Here is a 20,326-nt window from a genome sequence, read left to right on the forward strand (position 1 = left end):
AAAAATGAAACGTCTTTTATTTTTCCGCAAGCTATGTTATTCATGTCTCTATGTGTTAAAAAAAATACCCCCTATTGACAGGTCTTACTAAAAATCAACTAAAAATGATAACCCCAGAAAATACCTTTAAAGACGCTCAGCACCTCAACGCCGATATTTGGAATCAGGCCAATCGAAACTTACTGGCCAAAAGTATTTCGGAATTGATGCGTGAAGATGTCGCAAACCCTCAAATAACAGCTAAAGATGAGGATGGTCTTACCCACTTCAGATTAGAAACTGACACAGAGAGTATTTACTATACTTTTTCGGCTTATCCGAGGTTTTTGAACTATTGGCATATTGTTAAAGACAGCCTTTGTAAAGTGGAACATGAAGTAAAATTAGATCATATCGATGTACCGAATTTCTTTATCGAACTTCAGGAAACCTTTGGTATCAACTCTTTTACCTTAGCCCATTATATCGAAGAATTACTTCATACCTTATATGCTGATGCTTACATTCAGTCGAACCGTCGTGTGCCTGCAGCTGAATTAGCTGATGCTGATTTTCAAACCATCGAACACAGTCTGGACGGTCACCCGTGGGTAATTGTCAACAAAGGCCGTATTGGTTTTGATTCGGAAGATTATACAAAATACAATCCGGAGTCTGACCAAAGAACACGTTTGATTTGGATTGCAGCCCATAAAAACAGAGCTAATCTGCGTTTACAGACCGATGTAAACGATCAGGATTTTTATGAAAATGAAATTGGTAAAGAGAAGCTGGATGCCTTTAGAAACAAGTTAGCGGCATTGCATGTAGAGCCGTATGAATATGTTTTTATTCCGGTACATGTATGGCAATGGCAAAATAAACTTGTGATGCAGTTTTCGAATGATATTGCCTCCAAGCATCTTATTCCCTTAGAGTTAACAGAAGACATCTACAGCCCTCAACAAAGTATTCGTACTTTTTTCAACGAAAGTGCTCCTCATAAACATTATGTAAAAACATCAATGTCTATTTTAAACACCAGTCATGTCAGAGGTTTGTCTCCAAAACAATTATTGATAGCTCCTCGTTTGACGGAGTATCTGAAAAATGTTCTTAAAAAGGACGAGCATTTACAAAAAATGGGAGTTGTACTTTTAGGCGAAGTCGTTTCGGTTACTTATGCTCACCCGAGTTATAGTAAAATTGACAATCCTCCTTATCAGTACAATGAATATCTGGGTGCTATGTGGCGCGAAAGCCCTATAAATTCCCTTAGAGAAGGAGAGAATTTGATGACGATGGCGGCATTATTATATGTAGACAATACCGGAAAAAGTCTTATACAGGAGCTTATAGAAAAATCAGGTCTTTCTACAGAACAATGGCTTAAAGCTTATATGACTGCGTATCTTAAACCTGTGCTTCAGATTTATTACCAGCATTCGCTATCTATTGATCCACACGGACAAAATGTAATTCTGATTTTAAAAGATTATGTGCCAACCCGTATTGCTTTGCAGGACTTTGTGGGAGATATTTTAATTAATGAAGAAGCGAAGAAAAAACTGCCGCAGGAATTTATTGATAACTTGTTTAATGCCTCTCCAAATCCTGAAAATGCACCATTAACGATACTTATCGCCATTTTTGATGCCTTCTTCAGATATCTGAGTCACGTTATGATTACAAACGCTAACTATACAGAAAAAGAATTCTGGAATTGTGTTTACGATATTATCACCGAATATCAGGCAGAACATCCTGAGCTTCAGGAAATATTCGACAAATACAATATGTTTATACCTGAATTCAAACGTCTTATTTTCAATAGCCGACGTTTGTACAATGGTTATGAAGAAACAGCCGGATTTCCACACATGAAAAAAAGTGGCTTTGTACCGAATCCGTTATATCAGTTAATCAATGAAGAAGTAGCAACAGTAAAAGAAAACTAATGAAAGAAGCCCTTTTAAAAACACGCTCCTTCTTTGGTCTCTTAAGGCGTTCTCTTGCCGGAAGCGAAAAGAACTTCACTTCGGGCAGTATTAACAAAACCATTCTTTTACTGTCAGTTCCGATGGTGGTAGAGCTTCTGATGGAATCCCTATTTGTATGTTCCAATCTGTTCTTTGTCAGCCGACTGGGTACAAATGCAATTTCAATCGCAGGAGCGACCACTACTTTCATTACTTTTTGTTATTCAGTTTCCATTGGTTTGGGGATTGCGGCTTCAGCGATGATTTCCAGAAGAATTGGCGAGAAAAAATTCAAAGCAGCTGGTCAGACCACCATGCAGGTGATTTATGCTACAGTGCCCATTGCCGCACTGATTAGTATTGTCTGTACGATTTGGACCACTGATATTATGAGTGCCATGGGACTTTCTGATGCTATGGTGGCGGAAGGAAGAACTTACGGAATTGTCATGTTTGCTTCCAGCGGATTTTTAATTCTCCGAATAGTCGTAAATGGAATCTTTAGAGGTGTTGGAGATGCTTCGACAGCTATGAGAATACTTTGGCTTTCCAATGCGTTGAACATTGTGTTATGCCCTGTATTTATTTATGGCTGGGGTCCCATTCCGGCTTACGGACTGTTGGGAGTTGGACTGGCGACTTTAATTGCAAGAGTAATTGGAGTACTGTATCAGGCCTGGTATCTGATCAATGGTAAAACCCTGTTGAAAATTGGTTGGGCACAAATGGTCTTCAATCTTGCTATTTTCAAAAGAGTACTGAAACTGGCTTTTGGTGGTACCGTACAATTTATCATTCCTGCATCCAGCTGGGTGTTCATGATCAAAATTATGTCACATTTTGGAGAAAATGCCCTTGCAGGTTACATTCTGGCGCAAAGAGTTACTTCGATCGCTACGATGCCGGCCTGGGGTCTTGGAAACGCAGCAGGAATTCTAACCGGACAAAATCTGGGAGCCAAACAGCCTGATCGTGCCGAAAAATCGGTTTGGAGAGCCGGAATGTTAAACATGGGATTTCTGGTTTTAATTGGAATTTGCTGGATATTCCTTGCGGTTCCGGTCATAAAAATCTTTACTGATATTCCCGAGGTGATCTCTTTTAGTACCATGTACATTCATCTTATTTCGATTGCCTACATATTATTAGGCTACACGATGGTGATTTCAAGAGCCCTCAATGCGGCCGGTGAAGTAAAAGTAGTGACCTGGCTTTACATCCTGATGTTCTATGTCATACAAATTCCGCTTGCTTATGCCTTGGGAATTTCTTTTGACTTAGGATCCAATGGTGTTTTTACGGCCATCCTGGTTTCGGAAATTATATTGGCTGTGGCCTGTATTGTCGTCTTCCGAAAAGGAAAATGGAAACATACAAAGGTTTAAAACTGCACCGGTTCAAATATGTCACCCCGATGGGGTTTATTGAAACGATTTTACCAATTCCTATAAATATTTTGCCTCGATGAAGCTTAGCATTTATAAAAAGCTCCAAAAGAGCATCATATTTATAGAATTTATAACGCATTTTTTGCAAAAGCTCGGAAGGAGCGTCATATCTATTGCATATGAATTACATAACAAAACATTACACAATAAATAAAATATCAATTTAATATTAAATAATAAAACAATGAGTACAATAGAACAATTACACGGAGTATTTGCAAGAGCTTTTGAAATTCCAGTTGAATCAGTAAACGACGGACTGGAATATCAGGCTATAGCCGAATGGGATTCGATGAGCCATTTGGTGTTAGTAGAAGAATTGGAAAGTACCTATAAAATCTCAATCGAAATGGAAGACATTCTGGAGATGGGAAGTGTAGCAAAAATTAAAGACATTCTTAAAAAATACGGATTTGAAATCAATTAGAATAGACCACTAAACTTATGGAACTATACGATTTAATCAGAAAAAACGAAAAGCTGACTTTTACCGATGCCAGTACAGGGATTTCAAAATCTATTGCAGATATGGATCAGTCACTGGAAATCGAAGACATCCGTTCAGTTGTTTTTATTTACAATGACAATCAGTTACCGGCTATTGAAACGCTTCTGAATTTTTACCAGAGCAGATTTACAATTGCTTTGCTGGGAATGAGTTTGCTTGAAAATTTCAAGGAAAATCTGGAACAGAAGTATACGCCTTATTATATCTACGACCCTACACGAACTGAAATAGAAGGTTATACGCCAGTAAATGCATCAGAAACGATAGTATTGTTTAAACGAAACGTAAATTTAATTTACCCGATACATGCCAAAATAAAACTTTTGCTAAGTACTTCCGGAACTACAGGATCGCCAAAATTTGTCAGGCTTTCTGATGAAAACCTGGTACACAATGCAAAATCGATTATGGAGTATATGCCTATCCGACCGGATGATGTAGTACCTTTAAATGTACCGATCAATTTTGTGTATGGCTTGTCGATTTTTACCACCAATTGTATCAAAGCCAGTCAGATTGTTTGTACGGATAAAGATGCTTTTCAAAAAGAATTCTGGGCCGATTTCAAAAACTACGGATACTCTACCTTAGGTGGAGTTCCGTACTTCTATGAGATTCTGTACAGTATTGGATTTTTCAAAAAAGACCATCCTTCTTTACGTTACCTGACCCATACAGGCGGAATGCTGAATCATAAACTGATCGAAGCCATTTCAGATTTTAGTGAAAAATTCGGCAAGCAATTCTTTGCACAATATGGTCAAACAGAAGCTTCGGGCCGTATGGCCTATCTGCCTCCGAAAGATCTGCTGCGAAAAGGAACTTCTATCGGGTTACCCGTTAAAAATGGACGTTTTGAGATTGATAACGAAACAGAGGAACTGATTTATATTGGTCCCAATGTTTATGGCGGTTATGCCAATGTGAGAGCTGATCTTCAGTTTTACGAGGAACAGGAAAGACTCCACACCGGAGACAAGGCCCGCCAAGATGAGGAAGGTTACTACTATATTGTAGGCCGAATCAAACGAATCGTGAAATTGTTCGGAGTACGTCTCAATCTTGACGAAACTGAATTGTTGCTGAAAGATGCATTAGGTGGACAAACGTTTATCTGTATCGGAATAAACGATAAACATCTGGCCGTCATGTACACCGACGAAAATCTCAACAAAGAATTGATTCTGAAAGTGCTAAAAGCCAAACTAAATCTTCACGCCAGTTCTTTAAAAGTGATGCATATTGAAGACGTTCCGCTTACACCAAACGGAAAAGTAAACTATCCTTTACTTAAGGAGTCGCTGGAATTAGAGGGGGCTTTGTAAGTTCTCAGTCGCAGTATCAAGTATTAGTGTTCACTGATTACTGAGACTGTATACTGTAAATTGCAACTTTTTAAATCCTTCAAAACAAAGTCACAGTATCCAGTTTTAGCGTTTACTGATTACTGAGACTGTATACTGTAAACTGCGACTTTTTAAATCCTTCAAAACAAAAAAAGGCTCCTGACAAAACTGCGTCAGGAACCTTTTAAATAAAAAAAACAAAATAATACTATTTGAAAAGGGATCTCTTAGAAGCTATATCCCAGTGCTAAATTAAATCTGGTACCGTTTCCTCTTGTATAATTGGCATTTGTACCGAAAAACTGCGAAGTTGTTGGATAATAATCGGTATTGAAGATATTCTCAATTCCAAGTTTAACTCTGATGCTGTCTGTTACTTTATAAGCTGACGCCAGATTCCATAAATTGAAAGAATGAATAGGTCCTTCACCAATTGCATAAGCTCCTTTGGCATTTGGTTTGAAAACATCACGATCACCAACATACATCCAGTACAATTCAACATTTAATCTTTTACCGCCATACTTTGCGTAACCCGTAATTTTAACCGGAGGAATTCGATTTGATTTCAAATAAATATCGTTAGGTCCGTAAAAGTTACCGTCAGAATCTTTATCACCTCTTCCCTGAACATTCGCATAGTTTCCTCCTACCGTCAATTCTTTAAGAATTTGGTAATCGGCCTGAACTTCATATCCCCAAACTCTTTCCGGTAAGCGTTCCGCTAACAAAAATCCGTCTACCTGGATCAAATTGGTTCCTAATTTTGACGTACTCAAATAATAAGAAGCACTTAAATTGAATTTTCCTAACTGGCTGCTAAAACCTCCTTCGTAGTTGTTGACAATAATAGGCTCTGTCTCTAATTTAGAGATCGCGTCCTGTTTGGCATTGGTTAAAACCCTTCCTAAATCAAATACTGAGAAAGCCTGAGAAAAACTCACAAACGGATTGAAGAATTTAAATCTTGAATATCGAATACCCGTGTTAAAAACAAAAGCATCATAATTAAGTTCTCCGCCTTTTACAGCAATACTTCCCGCTCCATTTGCACCGGTAGCAAGCGTATTGTAATCGTCGATGTTCACTTTAATGTTTTCTGCACGTAAACCCGCTTTTACATTCCAGTCACCAAACAGCTGTGTCGATAATTGAGCATAAGGTGCCAGATTGACCATGTCGATGTTTGGAACCCAAACACGTCCGTCTACCAGTTTCTGATTCGTTTTATCGTTAAGTAAATCGAAACCGTAAGTCACATCACCCGTAAAGTTTGACGAAATTACAAAAGGAGAATTCAAATATACTCTTAATCCTTTTTTAGTAGATTTAATCTGTGATTGTCCGCCTCCAAAGAAAAACGTTGAGTTTGAAAATGCGGTTAAGAAATCCTGAAAGTATAAGTTTGTAGTAAGCGAAGTATTTCCAAAAATTCCTTTGTTTACATATTGAAAATTAGCGTTATGATTGTAACGGGTTCCTTCGTCAACACCCGGTCTTTTGCCTAATACTCCTATTGCAGGACTCACTCCGTATACTCCATTTTTAAGGATAAAATCGGAATCCTGATTCGAACTGAAATAATTGTACATGAAATCAATTCTTTGCTTAGCGGTTAAATCGTATCCTACTTTGGTGAAAACATTGTACGTTTTAGTTTCTCCTAATCCGTATTCAGGAGAAATAACCTTCCCTCCTCCATCACGGAAAACACCTGTTTTTTCATAAGTTCCGCCTACCATATAGTTGAACTTACTAATTTTTCCATAAAACTGCTGATTGAATCGGTATCCCAATGTACTATCACCCTTTATATTTCCGTTAGTTCCTGCCTCACTATATCCGGCGAATTTCTTTTGAGTTTTGCCTGATTTTGTAATGTAATTAATCAAACCTCCATCAGCACCATTCCCATAAATTGCAGTTGCTCCTTTGATTACCTCGATACGTTCAATTACCGAAGGATCAATTGTACGAAGCTCACGTCCTGCAGATTTTAGCGGTGTCGATTGTGGAATTCCATCAATCAAAACTAAGGGATTTCTACCGCGAAGGGTCTGACCGTAATTCCCTGTATTGTTTGTACCCGATCCTAAGCCTGGAACTGCAAATGCCACAATATTGGCAATATTCGGACTTACGATCGATAAATCTTCGATGTCTTTAGCGTTGATTACAGTTACTGAAGAAGGCGTTTTAGATAACGTTTCTACCTTCCTGCTGGCCGAAACAATAATTTCATCCAATTGATCACCATTCTGTTCAGAAGCTTTAGTTTCCTTACCGTTAAACTTTAATTGAAAAGTCACATTGGTCGTTTCATTGTTTGCAACCGTAACTTCCTGTTCAATCGTTTCGTAGCCTGATAATGAAGCTTGCAGTGTATAAATATTCTCTGCAATTTTGTTCAGTCTAAAGCTGCCGTCGATATTTGAAATGGTTTTATATTTTGAATTTTTAAGTGTAATAATAACTCCCGAAGCCGATTTTCCGTCAGAGGTTGTGATTTGTCCTTTAATTTTTCCGCCATTTTGTTGTGCAAAAGAAGAAAAGACCGAAAATAAAAGGCTGATAATAAATAAAAACTTTGATGTTCTTAAACTAAGATATTTCATTGATTTTAAATTTTTGGTTAGTGATTTTATTCTTATTTAGAATTAATAAAAACAGCTCAAAAATAAAGATTAATAATTGTTTAACAAGTATTATTTCGATTTATTCTATAGAATTTTTAATAATTCATCTGACTTTGTCAGAAAATAAATCAGTTTCTTGATAAAAAAGCAATATTACCACAACAACAGCTTAAAAATTTGTACGAATGTCACAAAACGGCTCAAAATCAATCTGTAAGTTTTCTCTTCTCAAAGTTTAAGATTACTTCATTCAAAAATTAATAAATGAGCATTTTTGCGGTTTTACAACTCTTTTTTTTTATTTAAAAAATAAAGATTTAGTCTAAATAAGTATAAATTTGCGACGCATTTTCAGCAGATTCAAATTTAATCCGAATCAAAAATGCCACTATTAATGTGTGAACCAGAATGCCAACAAAACCAAATAAGCTACTAAATGAAGAAAGGAATAAAAAAAACAGTCAGACAAATACATTTATGGCTGGGACTTGGCTCAGGTTTAATCGTCTTTATTGCAGCCTTAACCGGCAGTATTTTAGTTTTTGAAAAGGAGATTGATCAATTTGTTAATCCTCAATACTATCAGGTTTCTTCAATAGGGAAAACCAAAAAAACGATTGATTACTGTACAGATGTCCTTCAGAAACAATACAACATCAAAAAGATCACCCGAATTTCTACTTTTAATGATCCTTCGCGCACCTTCCAGATTCTGGCAAAGGATGCAGATAAAAAGGCACAGTTTTTTTCTATTGATCCTTATACCGGAAAAGTGCTCGCCACGACCCCTCAGGAAAGCCGATTTTTTGTAGTGGTACTTTCGCTTCACAGACAATTACTAATGGGCGATGCCGGACAGCTAATTATGGGATCTTCCTGTATTATTTTTGTTCTGATGCTAATTACAGGTATAGTGTTGTGGTGGCCGAAAAAAATTAAAAATTTAAAACAGCGACTAAAGGTTAAATGGAGCGGTTCTTTCAAAAGAATCAATTGGGATTTTCACTCTACTTTTGGCTTTTACAGCTTTTTAGCTTTACTCATTATTTCGTTAACAGGTTTGTCGTTTGCCTTCGACTGGTTTCAAAATGGTCTTTATTTACTCGCTGATGGTACCACCAGTAAAAAAATGTCTTTAAAAGTTGAAAATCCAACTAAAATAGACCCTAAACTTAATAACACTGCTTTTTATCAAAGCATTTATGATAAGACCGACAGTATTTTTCCTTATACCGGCAATATCCAAATCAGAATGCCTTTAGATACGATCAATAGTATCACAGTTCTGAAGGAAGATCTGGGAAGAATCATTCCACATCAATCCAGTTCGGCTTATTTTGATAAGTATACGGCGGAAAATATTGAAAACAGACCTTACAAATCCTATTCAAACGGTGACAAACTGAAACGTTTGATGTATCCTATTCATACCGGAAGTGTTTATGGATTAACCACTAAAATAATTGCTTTTTTGGTTTGTCTTTTTGCTGCGACATTACCCATTACAGGATTAATCATTTGGCTTGGCAGAAAGAAAAAGTAGCTTTTTGACGAAAAAAATCGCTTTATTCAGCTGTTATATTTCTTTGGAAAAATTTTCTTACCTATCGGATGATTCGATCACTTTTCCTGTGTTCTGCGAAATAAAAACAATCGTAAGTTGCTATATTTCAAAAATTTATCTAAATTTATTCCCCCCATTTCTAATACATCTTTTTAGGACTTGTTTAATCTGTTGGCTAAAATCTCTAGAGCATGAAATGGTTCAACACTTCAGTAATAAAAAAGTTTACGGAAAGACTTTCAAAGCCCATTTCTAATGATGGTTCTCTTCATCTGGAAAAGGGCAGACAATTTTATTTATCGAACCGGTTTCAGGATGCCTTGTTGCATTTAAACTGTGCCATCAATTCCGGATTTGATCAGGGTGTTTATGCCTTAAGAGGAAATTGTCTTCAAAAACTGGATTACCATTACAATGCTATTGAGGATTTTGACAAAGCCATTGAAACTGATCCTCTGGAGTTTTCTATTTACTACAATCGGGCGGTATCCAAAAGAGCAATCTTAGATTTTACCGGTCATATCGAGGATTTGCACAATGCGATCTATTACTACAAAAAACATTCTACTATCGAAAATCAGGTGCTCCGAGCATTCGAAACCCATTTACAGGCTGCTAAAATGGACATAGAAGGTCCAATTCAAAACCGACATGAAATGCGCAAAGCCCCATCTTTAGAAATGAAATCGCTAATCAGGGACTCTCTCAATCTCATTAAAAAAGCAAGGGTGAGAAATGTAACGGTGAATTGATTTCTTTCCTATTTTATAAAACTTCTCTTTTGTTTTGAAGTGGTACTTAAAAAAAGTACACGGATGATACGGATTCGCAAGACGAAGACACGGATTTGCACGGATCTTATTTGTTTTAAATTAAATGGGATTATTTTAATATAATAGTGAATTTTTATTCTTTTAAAAATCCGCGTTCATCAGCGTTTTCGTGAAACGAATCAGTTTCATCCGTATGCCATAAGCTTAACTACAGAAAATATAAAAGTTTACATTAAGAATTCCCTTCTTTTGCAACTCACCCGCTAATTGTGTTATATTTACCCTATTAAACCGAAGTTTTATTATGGAAGATTTTTTAATTGGTATTGGAAAAAGATTAAAAGAAATCAGGAAAAAAAATTCATTAACCATACACGAAGTGGCCAGCAGAGCCGGAGTTAGTAACGGTTTAATTTCCAGAATTGAAAACGGAAGAACAATTCCTTCCCTACCCGTTCTAATTGAACTGATACAATCCTTAAATACAGATGTGAGTTATTTTTTCGAAGGCGTTGAAAATACCAAGAATGCGAAATACATTCATATTAAAAAAGAAGATTATCAAAAGATAGAAAAAGAAGACCGCGCCGAAACTACCGGTTTTAACTATTATCATATTTTCAGTAAAAGTATTAACTCCATTGGTTTTGAGGCTGTAATCCTTGACGTGGAACCAAACTGTAAACGCGAAAAAGTAATTACAGATGCCTGGGAATTCAAATATATCATTAAAGGAAGTGTGACTTATATTATTGATGATGCGGAAGTGGTTGTCAATGAAGGTGATTCGCTATGTTTCAACGGAAGACATCCGCACGTGCCTCAAAACAGAACAGCAGAAAACTGTGTAATGCTGGTGCTTTATTTTTATTCTGAGAGCAATAGTTAGATTTTTTTTTACCGCAAAGAGCGCAAAGATGCTACGCAAGGTTCGCACAGTTTTATCTACAAAGCTTTGCGAACCTTACCTTTTTTTAAAAAGTCTTACCTGTAAAAAAACTTAGCGTTCCTTGCGGTAAAATCTGCAAAACTTTTCGAACCCTTTGCAACACCTTAGCGTTCTTTGCGGTTAAAATCAAAAAGGCTACCTTCAAAAATGAAGATAACCCTTTAAAAAACAAAAAACACAAATTTTTTAGTTCGCTGTCGGAAGCCATGAACGGCCGTCTAATGACCAACTTGTATTAATGGGTACACCAAACCATTGCAATGAAGAATAGGCAATATCTACCATCTTTGGAACTGCTCCTGTTGCGGTACCACATTTTAAGGTAGCTGTACTGCTTATCCATGTAGGAGTATTTGGAAATGCAAGGTTTACCTGCTGAGCGCTTGAATCGGTAAAACTATTTCCTGATCCGTTATCTCCTTTCCAATATCCAATAAGATTGGAGTAATCCGGATGTGAAACCGTAACTGAAGAACAGGTATAATTTAAAATCGAAGTTTCAGATAGCGCTTTGTTCCATACGCGCACCTCAGCAATATTTCCGTTTACATTGGCACCATAAGTGAGCGTTCCGTCCTGTCCTATTGCGAAAGGCAATCCAGAAGTCAGGCTTCCAAAACTGGCTCCGATGGCAGCTTGTCCCACAAAAGCACCGTCCTGATACGTTTTAACCAATTTGGCTATACGGTCTACCACAAGTGTCAGATGATGCCATTTCCCGTCATTGATCGTCCCTCCGGAAATATCCACACGACTTTGAGTATCCCCAATATTTACCTTCCATGTTCCTCCGGTATTGGCGCAGATGACGAATCCTCGATTTTTACCACTCACCCAGTTTTTATTTGAAACCAGTGAGGGATCACTGCTATATCCTGATGTTTTTACCCGACACTCCACTGTAAAACTTGAAGTTCCGAAATTGTAAAGTGCATTGGATGTTGAAGCATAAATAGAATTGGAATTAAAATTGACAAACTTACCTGTTATCGTTGTAGTGGGATCCACCGGTTTTTCGATTTTAGTCGAAGTAAAGTTTTTATTGTTGAATATGGTAAAGATGTTTCGTTCTTCGTAAGAACTTCCGCCATGAGATCCGCTGGAACCTGTAACAATACCTCCATGATCCGGTGCTACCACAACCAACCAGTCTTCATTGGCATAATTAGGTCTGCTCTTTAAAGCCGTTAAGATTTCACCTATGTAACCGTCCGTGGTTTCGATTGAAGATTTATATTGTGGCACATTAAGCGAAAATCCGTAACTGTGTCCTGCGTGATCCACATCATCAAAATGTAAAAATAAGGCATCCGGATTGTCGTTTGTAAGCGCTGCCACCACTTCATTTTTAACGGCCAAATCGGTAGTGAGCGTTTTTTCTACATCAATACCATCCACAATATAGGTGTTAATAGGTGCCCAATGTACAATCGACATGGTTCTTAAGGCCGAATTATACGTCTCAAGTCGTTTCAAAAAACTAGGATACGCGGTAAAATTCGGACTTGAAAATGAATTATCGGTTACACCATGTTTTAAATGGGTCACTCCGGTAAGCATCGTCGACCAGCCGTTTCCGCTCCACGTAGGAGCCTCAGTCAAAGCGTCTAAACTGTAAACCGCATTGGGCAATAAAGCATGAACATTAGGAGTATTGGCTCCCATTAAGGCATCCCCGCGACAGCCGTCGATTCCTATAATAAGTAATTTTCTGGTACCACTGCTTAAAGCAGATTTGCCGGTTTTAGAATTTGTTTTACCATTAATCGTCTGCTCCTCTTTTGGAAGCGCTGAATCGTTTGTACAGGAAGTGACCAAAAGCACACTTGCAAGAATTGTAATGTAACTTAATCTAAAAATCTTTTTCATTGGGTTGAATTGTTTTATGGTTACTATTTATTTACTTGTTTGAAACTTTTCCTGCAGGGATATTGTTTTTACTAATTGTTAATGGTTAATTGATAATTGATAATTGTTACTTGTTACTTGTTACTTTTCACATCTAACATCTAACATTATTCACATTTGACCTCACCTCATAACACTATAAAGCGATGCCAGCGAATTTAATATGTAATCGGGCTGGGCTGCTTCAAGCTGCTGTCTGGTTTGTGCGCCGGATAAAACACCAATAGTTACACCGCATTTGGCATTTTTACCTTCTTCTATATCTATCGCAGAATCTCCTGCTTTTAGTACTTTTGAAGCGTCTTTAATCGCAAATAACTGCATGGCTTTGTGTATCATGTCCGGAAAAGGGCGTCCCAGCACTACATCATCAGCGGTGATTAAGGCATCATATTCTTTTCCTTCTTTCCAGTTTAACTTTTCTAATAAGGTATTCGCAACATGACTGCTGTAGCCTGTGTTTAGTACTACTTTTACACCGTCTCTTTTTAAATTTTCAAAAACATTTTCAACGCCTTCAATAGGTAAAACCGCAGCTGAAAGATATTCCTTGTCCAGTGTTTCTTTAAAGTATTCGAATATTGCATCTGATTTATTCTCATCAGCAATGTTTTTATATTCTAAAATATCCTTTATCGCCTGATGCTTCTCTTTCCCCGCTCCTAATGACAATACCGATTCCAAAGAAACTTCAATCCCGAAGTTGTTGATGGATTTATGTAATGTTTTGTAAACTATATTTTGTTCATTTATTGTTGTTCCTGCCATATCAAAAACAACCATTTCAATTTCATTAATTTTCATTTTGTGTATTTTTTTTTTTTAAAGTTTATAGTTTTTGGTTGATGGTTGATGGTCTAAAATCTATTGTTTATTGTTCATTACTCTAAAAAGCACTATAAATGCAGATTATAAACTATGATTAATAATTTCCCTCACAACTCATAACTCATAACTCCCTAAACATTAAAAATCGTATCAATATTGTGTTTTGCAAATCCTGCGCTTCCTGTCATTCCTTTGCCTCCTATTCCGGTTATGATGTGAATATTTTTACCAACCGTGTATTCGAAAATATCTTTGGTTTTGCATTGCGAGTACATTCCAAACCATCTGTTTTGAATTTCATAAGTAGGCAGATCGATTATCTTTTTGGCTTCTTCAATCATAAAATGATCGATGTCCATATTCAGATCAAATCCCAAAGAATCAACATCTTTTGCGGAAGCATACTCGTGTGAATCTCCTAAAATTACCGAGCCGTCAAGCGCCTGCTTGAACAGGATATGAACGCCGTACTTTTTCTCAAAGCTATCCGGATTTTCCTTTGCTTTGATTATTTGATACGATTTACATTCTTCAAATGATTCATATCTTCTGATGGTCAATCCCGTTAAAATAGAGCCGTCCAGTCTGTAATTATTCTGAGGTTTCGTCTGCAGCATTTGTAATTTAGAAACAATCAGATCGCTGTTGTTGTAAATGTCAGGATAAAGTATTTTGAAATCACTTCCGTTGCAAATAATGATTTTTGAAGCTTTGTATATTACTCCTGCCGCAGTTCTTGCGATTACTTCATCCTTTAAGTCTTGAGTTTCTACAACAGTAGTGTTCATAAACAAATCAAGTCCCAGACTGGCTGTCATAAACTGATGCAATTTATGAATCATTGTGGAAGGTTCAACGGTTACTTCCTGCGGAAAAAACAATCCTCCTTTGCAATAATCGGCACGTAAACCATCATATTTAGTCAGACATTGCTCTTTGGTTAGTAAATTAGATTCGTAATCGTTCGAAATATTAATCTGATGCAATTCCTCGATCAGCTGCATTTCTTCTTCATTTGAAGCCAGATAAACAGTTCCGTTCTGACGAAGGCTGATGTCAAACTGCGATTGAATATCTTTATAAATCTTTAAACTTTCTTTTCCGAAATTCTGCCATTTTCGATCCATTCCGGACGGTACAACCTGTCCAAAATTTCTAACGGTCGCGCCTTCCGGCTTGCTGTTTTTTTCCAGAATAGCAACTGACATTCCTTTTTTCAGGGCATGGTAGGCGTGAAATGTGCCCAGAACTCCCGCCCCGATAATTATTAAATCATACTTCTCTTTCATTTTTGTGTTTGTGTTTTAAATTGTTTTACTGTTTAATTATTCATTTGTTTTTGGTTTATGGTTTGTTGTTTCAGGTTTCAAGTTGAAAGTTTCAGGTTTCTCAACACATCTCACATCTCATAACTGATAGCCGTATGAATTTCAGCCCTCTTTCTAAACTTCCTTTTAAAATAGTTAAAGGACATGATGGTGGTGATGATCCCAACAAAAGAGAGCAGATAAATACAGGTGGTAAAAAAGCTTAACAGGGAAATATTTTTGTCTCCAAAATTTTTGAAAAACAATACCAATACGCTTCCTAAGTAACCAAAAGCGTCGGCGATGTAAATTAAAAATCCGGTATTTCCGTCTATTTTATAAGTGGCAATCATACGGTCAAAAAACAAACCGTTGAACGGAATGTAGCAAACGTACATTCCAAATCCCGAAATCATCATCCACGGAAGTGGTGACATTAAATGTTTTTGAAATAATAAAGTTGTAATCCCTATAAGTACAGAGCCTGTGAGCAATACCAGATGATAATTTTTGAAGGCTTTGTAGTTGTTTTTCATACTTCCTAAAAACCCTAAAATGACCAAAACAGATATCGCTATAGGAATTTCGGAGTACATATAAATCGAAATACTCTCTTTGTATCCCAAAGAATCCCATAATTCTCTGGCAAAATTATCTCTGAATTCACGCATTGCTGTTAGCATCGCATAAAAAATGATCAGTATGGTCAGCGGAAAAGCAAATTGTCGAAACAAGGAAGTACGTTCTTTTTTATCTAAAGGTCTGCGTTTGGATTTCATAGCTAAATCTTCGTCGTCCGGATTGGGGATTTTTTCCAAAAACAATGAGAATACAATCAACGGAATAATGAAAAGTAATCCCGAAACAAAAGGCATCCAAAACTCATTGCACCCCAAAACCTTCAGCACAAATACTCCCACAGATTTTGCCGCTCCTGACGAAACGATAAAACTCGAACATAGAATTACCCCCAGTAATTCAGTTGTTTTTCGGCCTTCGATATAAGAGAAAACAATTCCCCAAATCATTCCTAAAGGCAATCCGTTGATGAACAGGAACAGAATGTTATAAGGCGCCGGAACCAAAGCAAAGCCCAGTAAAGCCAATTCTGAAATGGCTATAAAACTGATTAAGTATAAAATTCTCTTTGTTGATTTTAACTCGGATATGATTTTGATTCCTAAAAACTTAGAGAAAGTATAACCTAAGACTTGTGCTAAAATGAGCAGAATTTTATAATCGATTCCCCAAAAAGACAACTGATCGAAAGTGGCAACCGTAAAAGGTTTTCTGAAAGCGTACATACAAAAGTACGTGCCAAATGCAGCTACGGACGCTTTGAGTATAAACCTGAAATTAGAGGCTTTTTTAGACATTAGTTCTTAAAATTTAAGATAGTAGTGTGTTATAAATATGAAGTATATACTGTTGTTATAAAAACCCGTTGGTTGCGGCAGATTAAAAAAAATAAACTGTAAAAATAAAATCTGCCCACATCCAACGGGTTAACTTATAGTTGTCTATAAATTATATTTTAAACCAAGATTAAACTTCACCCCATAATATTCTACCTGTTTCGGACGGTTTGGTGTTTCTCCAAAATGATACATCAAAGGCTCGTTCAATACATTGTTTACATCACTGAAAATGGTAAAATGATCTCCAATTTTATAAGAAGCAGAGAAATCAAGAGAGTTGTATTTACCGTAATAAATATCATTCATGTCAGTGTTTTTAGCATTGGCATCAAAGCTTGTGGCATAGGCTCCTTTGTGGTTGAAAGCTGCTCTCACATTCAGTTTACCGCTCTCATAAAACAATTGCAGGTTATATAATTCTTTTGCCTGATAAGGTGTTGATACTTTCCTTCCGTTAGGATTGTTAGCATTTTTTCCTAAAGTCATTTCAGAATTCATAAGCGTTGCATTGATCTGAGTTCCAAAATATTTCAGGAATCCCGGTAAAAAGCTGAATCTCTTGGTAATTCCGAATTCAACTCCCCCAATCCATGCATTTCCTCCATTAGCAGGTGAACTGATTTCTATATCCGGAATTCCATTAATAGTACCCTGATACGTATCGTCAAAAATTGGATCTGTAATCGATTTGTAAAATACTCCGGCGTTAATGATTCCTACTTCGTCAAGAAAATACTCCCCTAACAAATCAAAGTTCCAGGAATAAGTTGGATTCAAATTCGGATTTCCTCCTGCATATTCTCCATCAATCGTATTGAGTGAACCTGCTGGTGAAATGTCTCCAAAATTAGGTCTTGCAAATGTTCTCGTTGTGGCAAAACGAAGGTTCAAATTCTCAATCGGAGTATATTTTACGTGCAACATTGGAAGTACTGAGGTATAGGTTTTAGTATTCTCAGCATCAACCACCACATTATTTTCTACTGTTTTACCCGTTACCTGTGTTATGGTATTAGTTACACGCAAACCTCCCAAAATAGTCCATTTATTAGACAGATTATAAGTTGACATCGCATAGATAGAAGAAGTCGTTTCCCCTACATTGAAGTTTCTTCCTAATCCTTTTCCAAGTTCCGGAATCTGAGAATCAGCAGGATTTAAAACCAGGTTTCCTTTTGAAGTAGTAAACAATTTGGTCATTCCGTCTGTCGATAAAACCGGACCAAAACTATTTCCAATCAAAGTACCTGTCTCTTTCCTTAAATAATCTGTACCTCCCGGTTGAAGAATTAAATCAGAGGAATAGTTGGATAAATAAGGGGTTGGAGAACCTGTCCAGCTGTAATACTCGTCTCTAAAAGTGGCAATACGATCTTTATCTGTTACTTTCGCTCCGAACTTCATTTTAAGATTCTCATTAAAATTATGCTCGTAATTAACGGCAGCAATAATATTGTCTCTTTCTACGATACTGATTTTGTAAAGTTCTAAAGTAGAAAACTTCATTTTTGTCGGATCCGTTTTAAAATTTGGATCGGAATAAAAATCAAATATTGACTTTGGATTGTTTGGATCCATAATTCCGCCATCAGCTGCCCAATAAGCTCTTGGTCCTCCTGCTCCACCATTGGCAAGCGGTACTGTTTTTAAATATTCAGGTTTAACACCTACTCCGGTTTGATTGAACTGAATTAAAAAATAACTGTTGTCTTCCGTATTTGGAATATTCCCGTACTTGAATCTGTTTCGATAAGAAGCCAGACTCCAATCTAATTTTCCGTTTGCCAATTGATGTTTTCCTCCCAGATCAAGACCTAAAAACTGCGTCATTAACTGGTTGTGAATGTCTTGTTGTTCCACCGTTAACGCATTTGTTGTGCTGTTGAATTTATCAAATCTAATACGGTGTTTGTAATGCGTTTCTTCATCTGTAAGTCCGCCATAAGTAATTTTCAGGAAAATTTTATCTCTCGATGAAGGGTTAAACTCCATTGCACCATTTAAACCAGTAGTTTTTCTAACTCCCGTGTAGTCTCTAAGTTCTAATCTATAAACTCCCTGATCACCTTGTCTTCTGGCCTCGTAATTATCGGTTGCCCAGTTTCTGTCCCAATACGTACCATTGATAATGTATCCGAACTTTCCGTTTTTACTTTTATCCCCTATTGTAAGCGATCCACTATAAATTCCTTTATCAGATTTTTGATTGTATCCGCTAAAAACACTTGCTTTAATGGTTCTTTTAGTTGGAGCGGTTTGTGTCGTAAAATTGACGCTTCCGCCAATCGCATCACCATCCATATCCGGTGTAAGCGCTTTGGTAGCTTCAACATAAGCGATAAGATCTGAAGGGAAAAAATCAAATGCGGTAGCTCGCGAAGTGGTTTCTTCTTCGGCAGTTGGAATTCTGTTTCCGTTAATGGTAGTCGACGACCAAAACGGCGGCAATCCTCTCACTGATACAAAACGACCTTCACCCTGATCACGCTCTATCGACACTCCAGGCATACGCTGTACAGTTTCGGCAGCATTACGATCCGGAAGTTTTCCAATCCCGTCGGCAGCAATTACATTTACAATACTCATTGATTTTTTCTGCATGTTCAATGCTCGCGCCTCACTATTTCTTTGGGTCATTCCGCTAACCACAACTTCATTAAGTTCTTTTGAATTGGTTTGCAACTGAATTGTACCTAAATTCAGTTTTTGATTGTCTTTAATTTCAATCTGGATACGTTTTACTTCATATCCTATATAAGAGATTTCTAATTCGAAGCTGCCTGGTCTCACATCCTGAATAGTAAAATAGCCGCTAAAATCAGTTGTGGCTTTTAAATTATCAGACAATATAATGGTCGCGCCCGGAAGCGGAGACTGCGTGTCGGTAATCGTTCCGCTGATGCTTGCCTTTTGAGCCATCATGTTTTGAGTAAAAAGTGCAACAGAAAAAAATAAAATTGCCTTGTAAATTGTTTTCATGATTAAATTTGTTTACAAATATTAAATTTATACAAGCAAATTAACAATGAATTTTATAAATAGTAAATAATTGAAAATTATCTAATTGTTAAAGAAAAGAAAATTAAGGGGTGTAATTTGTTAAGTATTTGTAAAAAAATAGCTTTATAATCCTTGAAATATTGACCGAATAATGGTGGCTTTACCTCTTTGAAGCGAGGAAATTCAAGGAAAGTAACGGATAAAATACTCCATGGAGCTAAAGTTAAGTCCTGATTAAGCGTAATCTCTTTGTAAAGTCATTTTTTTACTATTTGTAAAATATTAATCTCTTTTTTTTACAAAAAAAACAATAAAAAAAGTAATAAAATAAAACGGACAAGTAACAAAGACGCAAATGTTTTTCAGCTTATAGCAGATCAAGAACAGAAGCTGCGGAAAAAAGGGCTGAAAGTCTGAAAAGCAACAGCATAGTGCAAAGCACTATGTGTTAGATCAAGATACAGAATTGCCCTGAAGGGGCAAAAGCAATTTTCATCCCCAACAAATTCAAAAAAAACGCTCGCATTCTTAAAGAATCTTATACAAAATATGTGGATGCCTTCCTTTTCGATCAGGCTTTTGCCCTTTCAGGGCGTAACCTATAATTTCCATTATCATTCATAGTGCTGCACATTATGTTATTGCTAAAGCTCTTTCAGAGCAAATCTAACCAGATTTCTTAC

At 36.8% G+C, this 20,326-nt stretch carries 13 protein-coding genes; 7 read left to right on the forward strand and 6 right to left on the reverse strand.

Annotation, left to right across the window (positions count from 1 at the left end):
• Positions 1-104: 104 nt before the first annotated feature.
• The 4 genes from ACAM30_RS20770 (at position 105) to ACAM30_RS20785 (ending at position 5,239) form a co-directional block, all read left to right on the forward strand.
• Complete coding sequence (locus ACAM30_RS20770) at positions 105-1,937, forward strand: IucA/IucC family siderophore biosynthesis protein (protein WP_369616421.1); 1,833 nt, start codon at positions 105-107, stop codon at positions 1,935-1,937.
• Entirely contained in the window at positions 1,937-3,343 is a 1,407-nt protein-coding gene (locus ACAM30_RS20775) for an MATE family efflux transporter (protein WP_369616422.1), read from the forward strand. Before ACAM30_RS20770 ends, ACAM30_RS20775 begins: the two co-directional genes overlap by 1 nt.
• Positions 3,344-3,590: 247 nt before the next feature.
• A complete protein-coding gene (locus tag ACAM30_RS20780; protein WP_017495693.1) occupies positions 3,591-3,833 on the forward strand; it encodes an acyl carrier protein in 243 nt (80 codons plus the stop codon).
• 17 nt (positions 3,834-3,850) lie between these two features.
• Positions 3,851-5,239, forward strand: a complete 1,389-nt coding sequence (locus ACAM30_RS20785; RefSeq protein WP_369616423.1) for an AMP-binding protein — start codon at positions 3,851-3,853, stop codon at positions 5,237-5,239.
• A gap of 248 nt (positions 5,240-5,487) precedes the next feature.
• Here ACAM30_RS20785 and ACAM30_RS20790 read toward each other — a convergent pair whose 3' ends face one another.
• A complete protein-coding gene (locus ACAM30_RS20790; RefSeq protein WP_369616424.1) occupies positions 5,488-7,875 on the reverse strand; it encodes a TonB-dependent receptor in 2,388 nt (795 codons plus the stop codon).
• 457 nt (positions 7,876-8,332) lie between these two features.
• Here ACAM30_RS20790 and ACAM30_RS20795 point away from each other — a divergent pair, with 457 nt between their 5' ends.
• The 3 genes from ACAM30_RS20795 to ACAM30_RS20805 all read left to right on the forward strand — a co-directional run bounded on the left by ACAM30_RS20795 (position 8,333) and on the right by ACAM30_RS20805 (position 11,122).
• Positions 8,333-9,439, forward strand: a complete 1,107-nt coding sequence (locus ACAM30_RS20795) for a PepSY-associated TM helix domain-containing protein (RefSeq protein ID WP_369616425.1) — start codon at positions 8,333-8,335, stop codon at positions 9,437-9,439.
• A 212-nt stretch (positions 9,440-9,651) separates the two neighbouring features.
• Positions 9,652-10,212: a hypothetical protein gene (locus ACAM30_RS20800; protein ID WP_369616426.1), complete on the forward strand. Its 561-nt coding sequence runs from the start codon at positions 9,652-9,654 to the stop codon at positions 10,210-10,212.
• A 325-nt stretch (positions 10,213-10,537) separates the two neighbouring features.
• Positions 10,538-11,122 (forward strand): helix-turn-helix domain-containing protein, encoded by a 585-nt coding sequence (locus ACAM30_RS20805; RefSeq protein ID WP_369616427.1) that lies wholly within the window; start codon positions 10,538-10,540, stop codon positions 11,120-11,122.
• 246 nt (positions 11,123-11,368) lie between these two features.
• Here ACAM30_RS20805 and ACAM30_RS20810 read toward each other — a convergent pair whose 3' ends face one another.
• From ACAM30_RS20810 to ACAM30_RS20830, 5 genes are all read right to left on the reverse strand, one after another.
• Positions 11,369-13,051, reverse strand: coding sequence for a DUF4983 domain-containing protein (locus ACAM30_RS20810; RefSeq protein WP_369616428.1), 1,683 nt, complete (start codon positions 13,049-13,051; stop codon positions 11,369-11,371).
• Between the two features lie 162 nt (positions 13,052-13,213).
• Positions 13,214-13,894 (reverse strand): phosphonatase-like hydrolase, encoded by a 681-nt coding sequence (locus tag ACAM30_RS20815; protein ID WP_369616429.1) that lies wholly within the window; start codon positions 13,892-13,894, stop codon positions 13,214-13,216.
• Positions 13,895-14,049: 155 nt separating this feature from the next.
• A complete protein-coding gene (locus ACAM30_RS20820) occupies positions 14,050-15,207 on the reverse strand; it encodes a TIGR03364 family FAD-dependent oxidoreductase (RefSeq protein WP_369616430.1) in 1,158 nt (385 codons plus the stop codon).
• 110 nt (positions 15,208-15,317) lie between these two features.
• A complete protein-coding gene (locus ACAM30_RS20825; RefSeq protein ID WP_369616431.1) occupies positions 15,318-16,601 on the reverse strand; it encodes a DUF5690 family protein in 1,284 nt (427 codons plus the stop codon).
• A 144-nt stretch (positions 16,602-16,745) separates the two neighbouring features.
• Positions 16,746-19,622 carry a TonB-dependent receptor gene (locus ACAM30_RS20830; protein ID WP_369616432.1) on the reverse strand — a complete coding sequence of 959 codons (2,877 nt, stop codon included), beginning with the start codon at positions 19,620-19,622 and terminating at the stop codon, positions 16,746-16,748.
• Positions 19,623-20,326 lie beyond the last annotated feature (704 nt).

It is taken from the genome of Flavobacterium sp. CFS9, assembly GCF_041154745.1.
Classification (GTDB): domain Bacteria; phylum Bacteroidota; class Bacteroidia; order Flavobacteriales; family Flavobacteriaceae; genus Flavobacterium.

Excerpts from the sequence above, each read along its gene's own strand:
- ACAM30_RS20770 (WP_369616421.1), top strand. The coding sequence starts at position 105 with ATGATAACCCCAGAAAATACCTTTAAAGACGCTCAGCACCTCAACGCC.
- ACAM30_RS20775 (WP_369616422.1), top strand. The coding sequence starts at position 1,937 with ATGAAAGAAGCCCTTTTAAAAACACGCTCCTTCTTTGGTCTCTTAAGG.
- ACAM30_RS20780 (WP_017495693.1), top strand. The coding sequence starts at position 3,591 with ATGAGTACAATAGAACAATTACACGGAGTATTTGCAAGAGCTTTTGAA.
- ACAM30_RS20785 (WP_369616423.1), top strand. The coding sequence starts at position 3,851 with ATGGAACTATACGATTTAATCAGAAAAAACGAAAAGCTGACTTTTACC.
- ACAM30_RS20790 (WP_369616424.1), bottom strand. The coding sequence starts at position 7,875 with ATGAAATATCTTAGTTTAAGAACATCAAAGTTTTTATTTATTATCAGC.
- ACAM30_RS20795 (WP_369616425.1), top strand. The coding sequence starts at position 8,333 with ATGAAGAAAGGAATAAAAAAAACAGTCAGACAAATACATTTATGGCTG.
- ACAM30_RS20800 (WP_369616426.1), top strand. The coding sequence starts at position 9,652 with ATGAAATGGTTCAACACTTCAGTAATAAAAAAGTTTACGGAAAGACTT.
- ACAM30_RS20805 (WP_369616427.1), top strand. The coding sequence starts at position 10,538 with ATGGAAGATTTTTTAATTGGTATTGGAAAAAGATTAAAAGAAATCAGG.
- ACAM30_RS20810 (WP_369616428.1), bottom strand. The coding sequence starts at position 13,051 with ATGAAAAAGATTTTTAGATTAAGTTACATTACAATTCTTGCAAGTGTG.
- ACAM30_RS20815 (WP_369616429.1), bottom strand. The coding sequence starts at position 13,894 with ATGAAAATTAATGAAATTGAAATGGTTGTTTTTGATATGGCAGGAACA.
- ACAM30_RS20820 (WP_369616430.1), bottom strand. The coding sequence starts at position 15,207 with ATGAAAGAGAAGTATGATTTAATAATTATCGGGGCGGGAGTTCTGGGC.
- ACAM30_RS20825 (WP_369616431.1), bottom strand. The coding sequence starts at position 16,601 with ATGTCTAAAAAAGCCTCTAATTTCAGGTTTATACTCAAAGCGTCCGTA.
- ACAM30_RS20830 (WP_369616432.1), bottom strand. The coding sequence starts at position 19,622 with ATGAAAACAATTTACAAGGCAATTTTATTTTTTTCTGTTGCACTTTTT.